13 protein-coding genes are annotated in these 13,829 nt (G+C 67.1%); 5 read left to right on the forward strand and 8 right to left on the reverse strand.

Annotated features, from left to right (window positions below; all coding sequences use genetic code 11):
• The first annotated feature begins 102 nt into the window (after nt 1-102).
• From AA0Z93_RS12765 to AA0Z93_RS12775, 3 genes are all read left to right on the forward strand, one after another.
• The gene (locus AA0Z93_RS12765) at nt 103-993 is read left to right on the forward strand and encodes a LysR family transcriptional regulator ArgP (RefSeq protein ID WP_413048604.1); all 891 of its coding nucleotides are present in this window, start codon (nt 103-105) and stop codon (nt 991-993) included.
• Nucleotides 994-1,042: 49 nt separating this feature from the next.
• The gene (locus AA0Z93_RS12770; RefSeq protein WP_413048603.1) at nt 1,043-2,029 is read left to right on the forward strand and encodes an NAD-dependent epimerase/dehydratase family protein; all 987 of its coding nucleotides are present in this window, start codon (nt 1,043-1,045) and stop codon (nt 2,027-2,029) included.
• A gap of 145 nt (nt 2,030-2,174) precedes the next feature.
• Nucleotides 2,175-2,996, forward strand: a complete 822-nt coding sequence (locus tag AA0Z93_RS12775; protein ID WP_413048602.1) for an ATPase — start codon at nt 2,175-2,177, stop codon at nt 2,994-2,996.
• Nucleotides 2,997-3,134: 138 nt separating this feature from the next.
• Here AA0Z93_RS12775 and AA0Z93_RS12780 read toward each other — a convergent pair whose 3' ends face one another.
• The 6 genes from AA0Z93_RS12780 to AA0Z93_RS12805 all read right to left on the reverse strand — a co-directional run bounded on the left by AA0Z93_RS12780 (nt 3,135) and on the right by AA0Z93_RS12805 (nt 10,676).
• Nucleotides 3,135-4,169, reverse strand: coding sequence for an HlyD family secretion protein (locus tag AA0Z93_RS12780; protein ID WP_413048601.1), 1,035 nt, complete (start codon nt 4,167-4,169; stop codon nt 3,135-3,137).
• Entirely contained in the window at nt 4,166-6,262 is a 2,097-nt protein-coding gene (locus AA0Z93_RS12785) for a hypothetical protein (RefSeq protein WP_413048600.1), read from the reverse strand. Before AA0Z93_RS12785 ends, AA0Z93_RS12780 begins: the two co-directional genes overlap by 4 nt.
• Nucleotides 6,263-6,278: 16 nt before the next feature.
• Entirely contained in the window at nt 6,279-7,607 is a 1,329-nt protein-coding gene (locus tag AA0Z93_RS12790) for a glycosyltransferase (RefSeq protein WP_413048599.1), read from the reverse strand.
• Complete coding sequence (locus AA0Z93_RS12795; RefSeq protein ID WP_413048598.1) at nt 7,604-8,989, reverse strand: diguanylate cyclase domain-containing protein; 1,386 nt, start codon at nt 8,987-8,989, stop codon at nt 7,604-7,606. Before AA0Z93_RS12795 ends, AA0Z93_RS12790 begins: the two co-directional genes overlap by 4 nt.
• Before the next feature lie 292 nt (nt 8,990-9,281).
• Entirely contained in the window at nt 9,282-10,331 is a 1,050-nt protein-coding gene (locus AA0Z93_RS12800; protein ID WP_413048597.1) for an alkene reductase, read from the reverse strand.
• 42 nt (nt 10,332-10,373) lie between these two features.
• Entirely contained in the window at nt 10,374-10,676 is a 303-nt protein-coding gene (locus AA0Z93_RS12805; protein ID WP_413048596.1) for an ArsR/SmtB family transcription factor, read from the reverse strand.
• A 146-nt stretch (nt 10,677-10,822) separates the two neighbouring features.
• On the opposite strand from AA0Z93_RS12805, the gene AA0Z93_RS12810 reads away from it, so the two are divergent.
• Nucleotides 10,823-11,407 (forward strand): ACP phosphodiesterase, encoded by a 585-nt coding sequence (locus AA0Z93_RS12810; protein WP_413048595.1) that lies wholly within the window; start codon nt 10,823-10,825, stop codon nt 11,405-11,407.
• A gap of 47 nt (nt 11,408-11,454) precedes the next feature.
• Here AA0Z93_RS12810 and AA0Z93_RS12815 read toward each other — a convergent pair whose 3' ends face one another.
• Both AA0Z93_RS12815 and olsB read right to left on the reverse strand, forming a co-directional pair.
• The gene (locus AA0Z93_RS12815) at nt 11,455-12,243 is read right to left on the reverse strand and encodes a lysophospholipid acyltransferase family protein (RefSeq protein WP_413048594.1); all 789 of its coding nucleotides are present in this window, start codon (nt 12,241-12,243) and stop codon (nt 11,455-11,457) included.
• Entirely contained in the window at nt 12,243-12,998 is a 756-nt protein-coding gene (gene olsB / locus AA0Z93_RS12820) for an L-ornithine N(alpha)-acyltransferase (RefSeq protein ID WP_413048593.1), read from the reverse strand. The genes AA0Z93_RS12815 and olsB overlap by 1 nt, the downstream gene beginning before the upstream one ends.
• A gap of 248 nt (nt 12,999-13,246) precedes the next feature.
• Here olsB and AA0Z93_RS12825 point away from each other — a divergent pair, with 248 nt between their 5' ends.
• A complete protein-coding gene (locus AA0Z93_RS12825) occupies nt 13,247-13,828 on the forward strand; it encodes a YceI family protein (protein ID WP_413048592.1) in 582 nt (193 codons plus the stop codon).
• Nucleotide 13,829 lies beyond the last annotated feature (1 nt).

The raw sequence follows: 13,829 nt of genomic DNA on the forward strand, positions 1-13,829 counted from the left end.
AGGCAGGCTGCGCGCGGATTTATTCAAAGGAAGGCTGGCGATTGTGCGCAGCGGCGCGGTATAAGCAAAACAAATAATGCTGATCAGTCATTAGGTAAATCGATGTTCGACTACAAGCTGTTGTCCGCTTTGGCGGCGGTGATCGAACAGGCCGGTTTCGAACGCGCCGCGCAAGTGCTTGGCCTGTCGCAATCGGCGGTTTCCCAGCGCATCAAGCTGCTCGAAGCGCGGGTCGGGCAACCGGTGCTCATCCGTGCCTTGCCGCCCGAGCCCACCGAAGTCGGCCGGCAACTGCTCAACCATGTGCAGCAGGTGCGCCTGCTGGAGCGCGACCTGCAACGCCAGGTGCCGGCACTGGACGAGCACGGCCTGCCCGAACGCCTGCGCATCGCGCTCAACGCCGACAGCCTGGCGACCTGGTGGGCCGAGGCGGTGGGTGCCTTCAGCGTGGAGCAGCGGGTGTTGTTCGACTTGGTGGTGGAGGACCAGGAGGTGGGCCTCAAACGCATGCGTGCGGGCGAGGTGGCCGCCAGCCTGTGCAGCAGCGAGCGACCGGTGGCCGGTGCGCGCAGCCTGGCCCTGGGGGCGATGCGCTACCGCGCATTGGCCAGCCCCGACTTCATGGCCCGGCACTTTGCCCAGGGCTTTGAGGCTGAGCGGCTGGCCCGCACGCCCGGCATCGTCTTTGGTCCTGACGATTTCCTGCAACACCGCTACCTGGCTTCGCTGGGCATCGAAGGCGGTTTCCTGCACCACTTGTGCCCTTCTTCGGAGGGTTTCTTGCGTCTGCTCGAAGCCGGCATGGGCTGGGGCCTGGTGCCGGAACTGCAGGCCAGCGCGCAACTGGCGCAGGGCGCGCTGGTGGAAATCTGCGCCGACACGCCCATCGATGTGCCGCTCTACTGGCATCATTGGCGCACCGGCGGGCAACTGCTCGGCCAACTGACCGAACACCTGCGCCGCTCGGCGTCGGTCTGGCTGGTGCCCTTGTAGGCCCGGGCAGCGTCAGTTGCATCTGAAATCTGGCAAGGCGGAGTCTTACATGCGAATTCTGGTCACGGGCGCGAGCGGTTTCATCGGCGGACGCTTCGCCCGCTTTGCCTTGGAACAGGGCCTGGACGTGCGCATCAACGGGCGTCGCGCCGACGCCGTGGCACACCTGGTCAAGCGCGGCGCGCAATTCATTCCCGGCGACCTGAGCAATGCCGAAGTGGCCCGCCGTGTCTGCCAGGGCGTCGACATCGTGGTGCATTGCGCGGGCGCGGTCGGTACCTGGGGGCACTACCAGGACTTCCACCAAGGCAACGTGGTGCTGACCGAAAACATCGTCGAAGGCTGCCTGAAAGAGCACGTGCGGCGTCTGGTGCACCTTTCGTCCGCAGCCTTGTACGGCGACAGGCCGGGACTGTTGGACGTGCGCGAAGCGCCGCTGCCGCGGCGTTTCCACGACCACTATGCGGCGACCCGGCAAGTGGCCGAGCAGAAAGTCTTCGGTGCCGGCGAGTTCGGCCTGGAAGTGCTCGTGCTGCGCCCCAGCCCCGTGGTCGGTGCAGGCGATACGCGGTTGTTTCCGGCCTGGATCGAGCGCCAGCGCCAGGGCCGTCTGGCGATCATCGGCAACGGCTTGAACAAGGTCGACTTCACCAGCGTGCACAACCTCAACGAAGCCTTTCTGAGCGCGCTGTCCGTCGACGCCCAGGCGCTGGGCCAGGCCTACAACATCAGCAACGGCCAGCCCGTGCCGCTGTGGGACGCGATCAACTACGTCATGCGCCGGCTGCAACTGCCTCAGGCCACGCGCTATCGCGCGCCCGCTCCGGCCTACGCCCGGGCCGTGCTCGCCGAGGCGGCGTGCCTGGCCTGGCCGGGACAGCCCGAGCCGCGTAGCACGCGTGCTGCGGTCAAGCGCGACTGCCGCGACTTCACCCTCGACATCGGCCGCGCCCGCCAACATTTGGAGTATCGGCCCAGGACCAGCCTATGGAGCGCGCTGGACGAGTTCTGCGCCTGGTGGCAAGCCAGCACCTGACGCACCGCGATGGGCGTGCGCGGCCTGTGCGCCTTGGCAGGTCGCCGCCTATCCCCCGCCCATACGGGCGCCCGCGGTTCGCAACGGATCGGGCGCTGCGGTTTATACTCTCGCCTCCATGCCTCCACCCCAGTTGAAACCGCCCATGCGCAACGACGAACCCGACACCCTAGACCACGTCCCGAGCCTGCGTGCCGGCACTCGCGACGACGACGAACTGCTGCCCGCCCGCGTGGCCCGCAGCCGCCAGAAGGCCGCACGCCCGGCCGGCAACGGCCTGCTCTGGACACTGCTGTGCGCGGCCTTCATCGCCCTGGCGGGCCTGGGTTGGTGGAGCGCGCAGCAGATTTCGCTGCTCGAACGGCAGTTGGTCGCCACCCAGGAGTCCTTCGCGCGCATCAGTGAGGAGGCGGCCGGGCGCCTGCAAGCGATCAGCGGCAAGGTCGCGGCCAGCGAGTCGACCGCCAGCTCCGGAAACGAGAGCTTGCAGCAGCAGCTGCGTCAGTTGCAGGCCAGCCTCGCCGAACAGAACAAGCAACAGCAGGGCGTCGCCGGTCAGACGGGCGATCTGGACAAGCGTTTGGAGCAGGTGCTGGCCGATGCGCGCCAGCAGCAACAGGCCGCCAGCGCGCTACAGGACCAGCTGGCCGCCCAGCTCAAGACGATCGACGCCCAGCTGAGTGCGCTCAAGGCCGGGCAGGCCGACACGGGCAAGCTGGAAGGGCAGTTGAAGAGCCTGAGTGGCGAAGTCGCCGCGCTCAAGCAGCAGGGCGACCAGCAGGCCGCCATCGACAGCCTGACGCAAGACGTGCTGGTGCTCAAAAGCCAGGCCGACAACCGGCCCGCCTCGAGCGGCGGTGCTTCGGTACAGGAGTTCGATGCGTTCCGTGGGCAGACCACCCGCTCGCTCAATACCTTGCAGAGTCAGGTGCAGAACCTTCAACAGCAGATCAACGCACGGCCTTGAAGCCCGGCACCGATACGCGACAGGCCGTTTTGCAGCCGGGCGCCGGTGCTCGGCGCCATCGACCCCTGAAGCGCCGATACGCTGGCGTCGACCGCTGAGCACCCAGCTGCCTGCCTGGCGAACCACCTCCACGCCGCGTCAGGCGTCCAGGCCGAACCAGCTTCTCCAGTCGTCACGGGCAAAGCTTACGCGGACCGGCAGGGAGTCGATCCGCCAGGCCGAGTCGAGCGCCGTGTCGAAACTGGCCGGGACCATCAGGCCGCGGGTCGGGCTGCTGAACGGCTTGCGCAGATCGCTCGGCAAAGGGTTGGCGCTTTCGGCCGGGTTGATCACCGTGGCATGTGTCCAGCTGCCGTCGGGCAAGCGCACGTCCAGTGGCGTACCGGGTGTGGAGTAGCGCACATCCTTCGGGTCGAGATAGACCCAAAGCTGCGCGGGACCGGTACGTTCCAGGCGCATCAGCAACGTGCCGGGGCCGACGTTCTCGCCGGGTGCGGCCACCACTTCGGCGACCCGCGCCGCCTCTGCCGCCGTGACCTGCATCTGTTGCAGGCGCTGTTGTAGCCAATGCGCTTCGCGGCGCTGCTGCTGTTGGTAACGCAGGTCGCTACTGCCGCCGCTCACGCTGCGCTCCCAGGCCAGGCGCTCGGCTTCGCGGTTGTCCAGTTGGTTCTGCGCGTCGAGCAGTTCGCCCTGGGTCGCGGCCTGGCGGGCGAGCAAACCACGGACGTCGCGCACCCGTTGCGCCGCACGCTCGACCAGGCGTTGCAGCACCTGGCGGTTGCGCGCGATGACCTCGGGCGAACCTGCCACGAGCGCCTCGTCCTGGCCTTGCAGCAGGTTCAGGCGCAGGCGCCATTCGGGGTTGTCCATCTGCAGCAGCGGCGCACCGGGCTGCACATGGTCGCCCACCTGCACGTTGAGTTCGGCGATCTGCCCAGGCTGCATGGCGCGCACCTCCAGCGTCGGCAGGCGCACCAAGGCCGGCGCTTCGACGCGGATCAGGTCCAGACCGTAGCGCCCGGCCAGCCATGCCGGCGGGATCAGGATCAGCAGCACGATCAGGTACCAGCGCAGGCGGAAGGCCAGGCGTTTGCCGGGCGCGTACAGCACCTGCATGCCGTTGTCCTGGGTGGGGTGGTGCTCCTTGGGGCTATCGAATCGGATTTTCATCGGTTTCTCGGAAAGTCGGTCCAGGATTGCCAGTCGATGCCGCTCAGGCCCGCCGGTTGCAGCGCTTGGCGCCAGTGCGCCGTCTGCTGGCGCAGGTCTGCGGCCGAACTGCCGGCCCAGCTGATGCGGGGCGATTGATCGATTTCGACGCTCTGCGCCAGGCGCAGCTTGAGGGCGGGCCAGCGCTGGGCGATGTCCAGTGCGCGCTGGGTGCTCTTGTCGGCGGCGCGGGTGTAGATCATCAGGCTGACCTGGGCCACACCCAGGTGCTGCAAGGCACAAGGCACACAGTCGGCGCCTTCGCGCGGGCCTTCGAACCAGCGCGGGTGGCTCGACAGCATCAGCGGCCAGGGGCTGGCCGCCTTGGCCTCGCGCAGGGTCGACAACCACTCGCGCACGCGGGCATCGGGCACCGGCCAACCCAACTGCTCGACCTCCAGATCCAGGTGCAGGCCGTCGAAGGGCAGGTCGGCGTACCGGCCGATCAGGGCGATCAGGCCGGGCCGGTGCGCCGCTTGAATCCAACTTGGATCGCCCAGCAGCAGATTGACCCGCAGGCCGTGGCCGTGGGCTGCCTCGAGCAATGCCTGCAACTGCCCGTGGGTGGCCGCCGCCGCGACTTGACGGCCGGCGAGGCCGACGTTCAGCTCGCGCAAGCCGGCGCTGCGCAGTTGCGCGAGTTCCTGCGCCCGGCGGGCGGGGTCGAGCAGCGCCTGGCTGTCCCAGATGTATACGCCTTGGCGCCAGGCAGGACGGGCCGAATCGGCACGCTCGCCGCTGGCCTGCCAGTGCGCGCGGCTGCTGCCCAGCAGCGCCTCGAAGGCCGGACTGTCGTCGCCGAACAGGCGCAGCGCCGACTCCTGCAACCACACCCGGTGCCAGGCGGCGATCTGCGCGAAACGGGCGTTGTAGTCGTCGATCTGCGCCTGTTGCAGGGCCATCGTGGCCTGGTCTGCATCGAAATCGCGGCGCTGGCGGCGCTCGTCGAGCAGCGTGCCCAGCCCCTGGCGGCGCTGGCTGAGGCGTTGGTATTCGTTGACGCTGCGGCGCTGCTGGGCGATCACCTTGCCCACTTCGCGCAGCAGCTCGCCCTGTGCCTGTTCGCGTGCTTGCAGCGCCGCCTGATAGCGCGCTTCGCCTTCGCGCTGGCGTGCCGAGCCGTAGTCGAGCAGGTCGACCGGCGCCGAGAACGTCACGCCCACGGACAGGCCGCTGCCGTTGTCGGCTGCGCCGCTGCGTTGCTCGAACGACTGCGACAGGTTGAAGTAGGCGTCGACCGCGCTGTACCACGGCTGCTTACGGCGCTGCTCGGCACTGGCAAGCTCCGTGTCGCGCCCGGCGATGCGCGGGTTGTGCTGCAGTTGCGGCTGCCAGGCTTGCAGCGGCTCGGGCCGGTCGGCCAGCGCCTGGGCCTGCGGCGTATCGCCGGCCTGCAGCGGTACGCCGAGGCTGGCGAGGCTGGCGCGCACGTCTTCGATGAGGTCGCGCTGCAAGGCGCAACGGTCGCCGATCGCCTGCCATTGGCTGCGCACCAACTGCGCATCGGAAGGCAGGACCCAGTGCTGGGCCAGGCGTTGCGCCATCTGTGCATTGGCCTCGCGGGCCACCGCGTCGACACCCGCGCACACGCGCTGTTCTGCATGGGCACGCCACCAGTCGGCATAGGCGCTGCGCACCGCCAGGCGTTGCTGTGCGCGGCGGTAGCCCTGTTCGATCTGCGCCAGGCTGGCGTCGCGCGCGCTGTCGTGCACGGCGTCGAGACGCTTGCGCAGGCTGCCCAACAGCGGGTAGCGCACGCCCACGGCCAGGCTGCGGCCGTAGTAGTTGTTGCGCACGTCTTCGGTGACCAGTTCGTGGTAGCGGCCCACCGTGGCGTTGCCGAACATTTCCCAGCCGCTTTCGCTCTGGCGTTGTTCGTGGGCGGCGTAGCGTGCTTGCAGTTGTTCGCTGGCCGACTGCACGCCGGCGCCGTCGCCGGCGCGTTGCAGGGCCTGTTCGAGGGTCAGCGGCTGGGCTGCGGCCAGCGCGGGGCAGGCCAGTAGCGCCAGGCAGCAGGCCAGCGGCCTGGCGGCAGGGATACGGATCGAAGTCATGTGAGGAGTCGTCTTGTCAGAAGCGTCTGGCACGCTTGAGCACCCACCAGGGCGCCATGCTGGATTCTTCGTGGCCACGACGCAGCAGCTCGTTGAGCAGTGCCACCACGCTCCAGCAGCGCAGCAGGTACATGGCCAATGGATACACCGGCAGGATCCAGGCCAGGCGCAGGTCCTGGCGTGGCCGTTCGCTGACCATCAACAGCATGGCCAGGTACAGCGCGCTGGCCATGACCAGGTACAGGCCATAGATCAGCAGCGAGAAGAACACGAAGGCCGTGGTCGGCAGGATGAGCAGGCCCACCACGCTGTAGCCGACGATGATCAGCGGCAGCATCAGCTGGAAGAACAAGCCGCTGACCAGCAGCATGAGGAAATTCGGCCAGCCGACCAGTTGCGGATTGAAGGCGTGACGGTGCTTGCGGGCGTAGATGAAGAACAGGTCGCCGTCCCAGCGCAGTCGCTGGTGCAGAAAGCCCTTCCAGGTGGCCGGCGCGTCGGTATGGCCGATCGCGCGTGGCTCGAAGGGAATGCGCAGCCCGTAGCGGCGGAAATAGCTCTTGATGCGCAGGGTCAGGTCCAGGTCCTCGGCCGTGTGGGTATCCCAGCCGCCGATCTGTTCGAGGAAACTGCGGCGAAACGCGCCGAACGCACCGGAGACGTTGTTCACCAGGTTCCACTCGGCCAACCCGATCTTGCTCATGTGGATCGATAGCAGATACTCCAGTGCCTGGATACGCGCCACCAGCGACTGCGCGGCGTTGCGCACCCGCAGGCTGCCGGCCACGGCGGGCACGGCCGGATCGCGGAAGTGCGCCACCATGTGCGTGACCATGTCGTTGTCGAACGAAGTGTCGCCATCGACGTTGATGACGATTTCGCCCTGGCTGAAGCTCAAACCGGTGTTGAGCGACGACACCCGCCCGCCGCGCTGCCATTTGGCGATGGGACGCAGCAGGCGGTTGCCGGGCAGGCGCTGGGTGCGCTTGTAGCGGCGCACGGTCTCGGTGGTCAGGGTGTTGGCGCTGGCGCCGTCGATCACCGGAATGATCTCGATCACCCCGGGGTAGGTCTGCTCGATCAGGCTGCGCAAGGTCAGCTCGACGTCCTTGCCCTCGCTGTAGCAGGTGATGATGATCGACACGCGCGGGTGCCAGGGTGTGAGTACCGGTACGACGCTGCGCTGACGCACGAACCAGCGCAGGGTGCCGAGCAGCACCAGCAGGTTCAGCGGCACTTCCAACAGCAGGAAGTAGGGGAACACCATCAGCAACAGTCGCCAGTGGCCGTCGGGCCCCTGCATCTCGGCGAACCAGGTCTGCCAGTGTTCGGCCAGGGCGTTCATCCAAGCTCCCCGGCCAGACGCGCCATCAACAGCTGGGCGTTCTCTTTCTCCAGCACGCCCTCGGGCGCCAGGCAGGCCGTGGTGCGCAATTCGATGTCCTGCAGGTCGTGGCCGACGAACAGGTCGCTGATGGCGTTGAGCCTTTCGACCACCCGTTGCAGGCCAGGGGCGTCGGTGTACATCAGCAGCAACCAGAGCTGTTCTTCGCTGGTGCGGGTGCAGCGATCGGTATCGCGAATGGCCACCTGGATACGCTCGATCAGTGCATCGAGCAGCGCATGGCCGCGTTGCGGGCCGAGCCGCTCGATGACGCGGCTCAGGTGCTTGAAGCGCATGCCGAGCAAGGCGAAGCGCGGCGCCTGGTGCCGCTCGATCAATTCCAGTTGCCAGTCGAGCAGGGTGCGGAAAGCCTGGTCGCCGATCATCGCGATGCCGTCCAGCAGCGCTGGGGCATTGCGCTCAAGGCCTTGGCGCGCGGCGAGACGGCCGTTTTCCGACAACTGATAGGCGTGCAGCTCGCGCACCTGCAAGGCATCCGGCGCATGCTGCTCGCCGCAATCGAGGCAGCGGGCCTGCACGTCGGCGTCGATGAAGAACGCCTGGCACTGGTTGCAGGTGTAGTTCTCCAACGGACGGTCGTAGTCGCTGCCGATGTGCCGCAGACGGCTCAGGCAGTTGGGGCAGACCAGCGCGCCGTCCTTGAGGAAGTCGCCCTGCCGGCCGATGTGGCCACAGGTGAAGCAGTGCAGCGAGGCCAGGCGTTGGATGTCCAGCGCGGCGCATTCAGTGCACACATCGACGTAGTTGAGCATGCCGCTGCCGCAGCGTCGGCACAGGCGGATGCGGTCGCACAGGCTCACGCTCTGCAACCAGCCGCGCTGGGCCAGGGTGCGCACCAGCGCCTGGCTGTTGAGCGCCTCACCGCCCAGTGCACGGGCCAGCGGGTAGTCGTAATGCTGGGGGTTGCCTGGGTCGCGTAGGGGTTCGAGCCGGCCGGGCGTGCGCAGCCACAGGTAAGCGAGCAACAGCGCTTCGGCACCTTGCGCAGGCCGTCCCTGGTTGAACAGCGCCAGGCGTTCGCGGTGCAAACGCACCTGCTCGTCGAGCACGCGCTGCTGGCCCGGCACAGGGCCGTCGGCCAAGGCCCTTACCCCGGCATCATCGGGATGCAAGGTGTAGATCGGGGTCAGCGCATAGGGGCTGTCGGGGGTGCGCAAGGTGCGCAGCATGCCCCGGGTCTCATCCAGTCCGGCCGTGAGCACCAGTGCCTCGAATAAGGGGGCCTGAAGCAGGGCGGCGAGATCGTCGAAGCGGGTGGCAGGGAAAGGCAGTGGAGCGTGTCCGTAGCCTACTTGAGCGACGTTTGCATTGGCGTAGGTCATGGTCGGTCCATTACTAAAGTAGGGGGTCCGACTAGGCCTTTCCGGTAAAGTTCTACAAATAATGGCAGTTTGTACAAGTCTGAACGAATGTGCCAGTTGCGCTTGTTTGCGCTAGATCGATGCTGATGGATGTTTTTTTGGCTTTTTTTATACGAGTGAAACGTTTCATTCACAAAAGCCACCCTCCCGGTGCACGAGAGGATGGCTTGGTCGTTTCGATGACCTCAGGCGCCGCTCGCCGGCAAACGGCGAGGGTCAGGCAAGCGTTCGTCGGGTGCCTGCGGGATGTGCCTTACAGTCGCGGGTAATCGATGTAACCCACGGGCCCGTGGCTGTAGAACGTATCGCCATGTGGCTCGTTGAGCCGCGCGTCCTTGGCCATGCGCTCGGGCAGGTCGGGGTTGGCGATGTAGGGCACGCCAAAGGCCACCGCGTCGGCGGTGCCGGCCGCCAGGGCGGCGTTGGCGCTGGCTTTGTCGAACTTCTCGTTGACGATGTAGGGGCCGCCGAAGGCTTGCTTGAGCTGTGGGCCGAGGCTGTCGGCGGCTTCTTTTTCCCGCGAGCAGATGAACGCCAGGCCACGCTTGCCCAGCTCGCGTGCCACGTAGGTGAAGGTTTCGCTGCGGTCGGCGTCGCCCATGTCGTGCAGGTCGGCCCGTGGCGACAGGTGCATGCCCACACGGCCCGCGCCCCATATGCCGATGACCGCATCGGTCACTTCCAGCAGCAGCCGTGCGCGGTTTTCCAGCGAGCCGCCGTAGGCGTCGGTGCGCTGGTTGGTGCTCGATTGCAGGAACTGGTCGAGCAGGTAGCCGTTGGCGCCGTGGATTTCCACACCATCGAAACCGGCGGCCTTGGCGTTCTCGGCGCCGATGCGGTAGGCCTCGACGATGTCGGCGATCTCCTCGGTTTCAAGCGCGCGTGGGGTCGGGAAGTCGGCATAGGGGCGAACCAGGCTGACGTGCCCGGCCGGCTGAATGGCGCTCGGCGCCACCGGCAGCTCGCCATTGAGGTACAGCGGGTGCGAGATGCGCCCTACGTGCCACAGTTGCAGGAAGATGCGGCCGCCGGCGGCGTGCAGCGCGCTGGTCACGTTGCTCCAGCCGCGCACCTGCTCGTCGTTCCAGATGCCGGGGGTCTGCGGGTAGCCGACGCCCATGGGCGTGACCGACGTCGCTTCGCTGAGGATCAGGCCGGCGCTGGCGCGCTGCACGTAGTACTCGGCCATCAACGCGTTGGGCACCCGATTTTCGTCGGCGCGGCAGCGGGTCAGGGGGGCCATGATGATGCGGTTGGGCAACTCGAGGTCGCCTAGGGTGATGGGGTCGAACAGCGTGGTCATGGGATTACCTTCGAGGCGTGGGAGAGGGTGGATATGTAGGCGTCAAAGCTGCTCGGCCAGGGCTTGCAGAAAGGCCTGGATCGTCGCTTCGTCGCGTTGGAAGAAGTGCCATTGGCCGACCTTGCGGCTGCGGACCAGGCCCGCGCGCTGCAAGGTGGCCAGGTGTGCCGAGACGGTCGACTGCGACAGCCCGCAACGCTGGTCGATCTGCCCGGCGCACACGCCGTGCTCGATGCTGTGGTACTGGTCGGGAAACTGCGTGGCCGGGTCCTTGAGCCAGGCGAGGATGTCGCGGCGCAGCGGATGGGCCAGGGCTTTGATGATGTCGTCGAGATCGAGGGGCACGGCAACGGACTCGTATCGGCTTTACTGAATATCGGAATTCAACGAAATATAAATCGTCGTATACCGATATGGAAATATCAATGCGCACCAAGTTCCAAATAAATCGCTATATCGGGTTATAACGATACAAATGCTAAGCTGCCGGCATGAATTATCTTGCCCATCTTCACCTTGGCGGCGACGCGCCCGAGCAATTGCTCGGCAGCCTGTACGGAGATTTCGTCAAAGGCGATCTGCACGGACGCTTCCCGCCAGCGCTGGAACGGGCGATCCGCCTGCATCGGCGCATCGATTCGTTCACCGACAGCCACCCTCTGGTGCTCACTGCGCTGGGTCGTTTCCCACGCGAGCGGCGGCGGTTCGCTGGCATCGCCCTGGACGTGTTCTTCGACCATTGCCTGGCGCGGCACTGGGCCGATTACGCCGACCGGCCCCTTGGCGACTTCACCCGGCAGGTGTATGGGGTGCTGCTCGCAGAACCCGCGTTGCCCGAACGGCTAGCGCGCATGACGCCGTTCATGGCGGCGGACGACTGGCTGGGCAGTTATGCGGATTTCTCGGTGTTGGAGCAGGTGTTCAGGGGCATCGCCCGGCGCTTGTCGCGGCCTGAAGGGCTGTTGGGTATCAGCGCCGAGTTGCAGGCGCTGTACACGCCCTTGAGCAACGATTTCCGCGCGTTCTACCCGCAGTTGCAGGCGTTCGCGGCGCAGGTGCGGGCCGAAACGCCCTGAGCCTGGCGGCGAGGGCGGTGCGCCCGTGGTCCGTCCGCGCGTGCCGCTCAGGCCGCGCAAGCCTGCCGGCGCTTTCCGACGGCACCCGACGGCCGTCCGAACAGCGCCTGCTGTATCGCCTGTTGGGTCTGCCAAGCCAGCACGGCACGTTCCATGCCGGCACTGGCGATCGGTTCGAGCAGGTGGATGCGCACCTGTCCGCGCGGCAGGGCCAACAGCCGCAAGAGGTGCCTGAGCAGGTCGTCTTCGCCCACGAACGGCGCCACGTCGTCTGGCGCGCCGTCGCGTCGGTATTCGATGGCGACCGGCTGCAGCGGTGTGCCGGTGTCGATCGCGCCCGCCAGCAGACGGCCATGGAACGGCCGCAACGCCCGGCCCGTGCCGGTGGTGCCTTCCGGGAAGATCAGCAGCGGGCGTTCGGCGCTCAGTTGCCCGCCGATCTGCTCGCGCAGGCACTGCGCGTCGCCCGCGCCACGGCGGATGAACAGGGTCCCGGCCTGATTCGCCAGCCAGCCCGCCACCGGCCACTGGCGCACTTCGGCTTTGGACAGGAACGACAGCGGCATGAGCATGCCCAGCAAGGGGATGTCGGTCCACGACACATGGTTGCTCAGCCACAGCATGGGCCGGTTGGGCAACTGGCCCGTGACCTGCACGTCGAAGGGCAGGGCTGCGGCCAGGCGCCGCATGAAGGCCTGGGTCCAGCGCTGGCGGCGGGCGAGCGAGGGCCGCAGGCCCAGGCGTTCGGCCAGGGCGATGGCACCGGCCATGGTCCCGCCCAGGGCCAGCACCGGCAGCAGACGCGTCAGACGTACGGCGATGCGCAAGCGGCCCATCACACGGCGGCCTTGAAATGGCGGGCGTAGCGTGGGCAGAGGTCGTCGCGCTTGAGCAGGATGAACACGTCGGCGACTTGGAAGTCTTCGTCCCAGCAGGGTTCGCCGCAGATCTTCGCGCCCAGGCGCATGTAGGCCTTGAGCAGCGGCGGCAGCTCGGCGATGACGTTGCCCGGCACGGCCAGGCACGGCAGCGGCTTCTTCGGTTCGGCGCGCAGGTGTTCGGTGCACAGGTAGCGCTCGCGCAGGCGCTGCATCACCGCGTGGGCCTGGAGGCCGCCGTCCTGCATGGAAATGCTGGCGCAGCCCATCAGGTAGCGGTAACCGCCTTCGTTGAGCGCTTCGGCCAATTCGCCCCAGAGGACGGCGATGGTGCCGCCGTTGCGGTAGGCCGGGTGCACGCAGGTGCGGCCCAGCTCCAGGATCGGCCCCTGCAACTCACGCAGCCCGTGCAGGCTGAATTCCTCTTCGCTGTAGAAGCGGCCCAGGCTGCTGGCGGCCCGGTGATCGAGCAGGCGCGTAGTGGCGACCAGTTTGCCGCTGGCCAGATCGCGTACACCGATGTGTTGGCAGTGGGGGTCGTAGGCGTCGCTGTCCAGGCCGTGCTCCGCACCTTGCAGGCGCGCCGCGAAGGCTTGGCTGAAGACCTCGAAACGCAGGGCCTGGGCCTCGGCGAGGGCGGCCGCGCCGATCAGGCGCTCGGCGTGCAGGCGACGTTCGGGAGTGGTATCGGCGCAACGGGCGATGCAGGTCATGACGCGTCTCCATGTGCCAGCCAAGCGGCCGGTCGAGCGGCGGTGTAGTGGGCGAGGTCAGGCTAGGCAGAGGGGGTGTCACGGCCGTGAAGCTTTGTTGATGCTTGCGTGACAGGTCGGCGCGGTGCCGAGCCCTGGCGCAGGGAGAAGGCCGCAGCGTTTGCGGGAGCTGCGCAGGGGAGCGGGGAGTGCGGCTTGCTGCCCTGTGGATGGCCGGGTAATGTTGCGATCTTTTGCAGAGATTCCACATGTTCAGATCGTCGCGTCTGCTTCCCGCCCTGTGCCTGCTGCTCTGCCTGCCCGCCTACGCCAATTGGCACCTGGACGGCGAGTCGTCGCGGGTGTCGTTCGTGACCGGCAAGAACGGCGAGCAGGTCGACGTGCACCGCTTTCTGGTGCTGCACGGTGCGGTCGATCGCAAAGGCGTGGCCGGCCTGCGCATCGAGATGGATTCGGTCAGCAGCGGTACGCCGCTGCTCGACGAGCAGATGCGCGGCAGCCTGTTCGAGGTAAAGCAATTCGCCGATGCCACGGTGAAGACGCAGATCGACCTGCAACCGCTCAACGATCTGGCCAACGGCGCACAGATCGAGCTGCGCCTGCCGGTAACGGTGAACCTGCACGGCAAGTCGCACACCTATGACGCCCCGCTGTTGGCCACGCGTCTGGACGAGCGCCGCTTCCAGGTGGTGACCCTCGAACCGCTGGTGCTGAACGCGGCCGACTACGACCTGTTGCCTGGCCTGGAACGCCTGCGCACCTTCGCCAAGCTCAAGGCCATCAACCCGTCGGTGCCGGTCAATGCGGTGCTGATCTTCACGGCGCGCTGAC

This window comes from Pseudomonas phoenicis, assembly GCF_047302395.1.
GTDB lineage: Bacteria > Pseudomonadota > Gammaproteobacteria > Pseudomonadales > Pseudomonadaceae > Aquipseudomonas.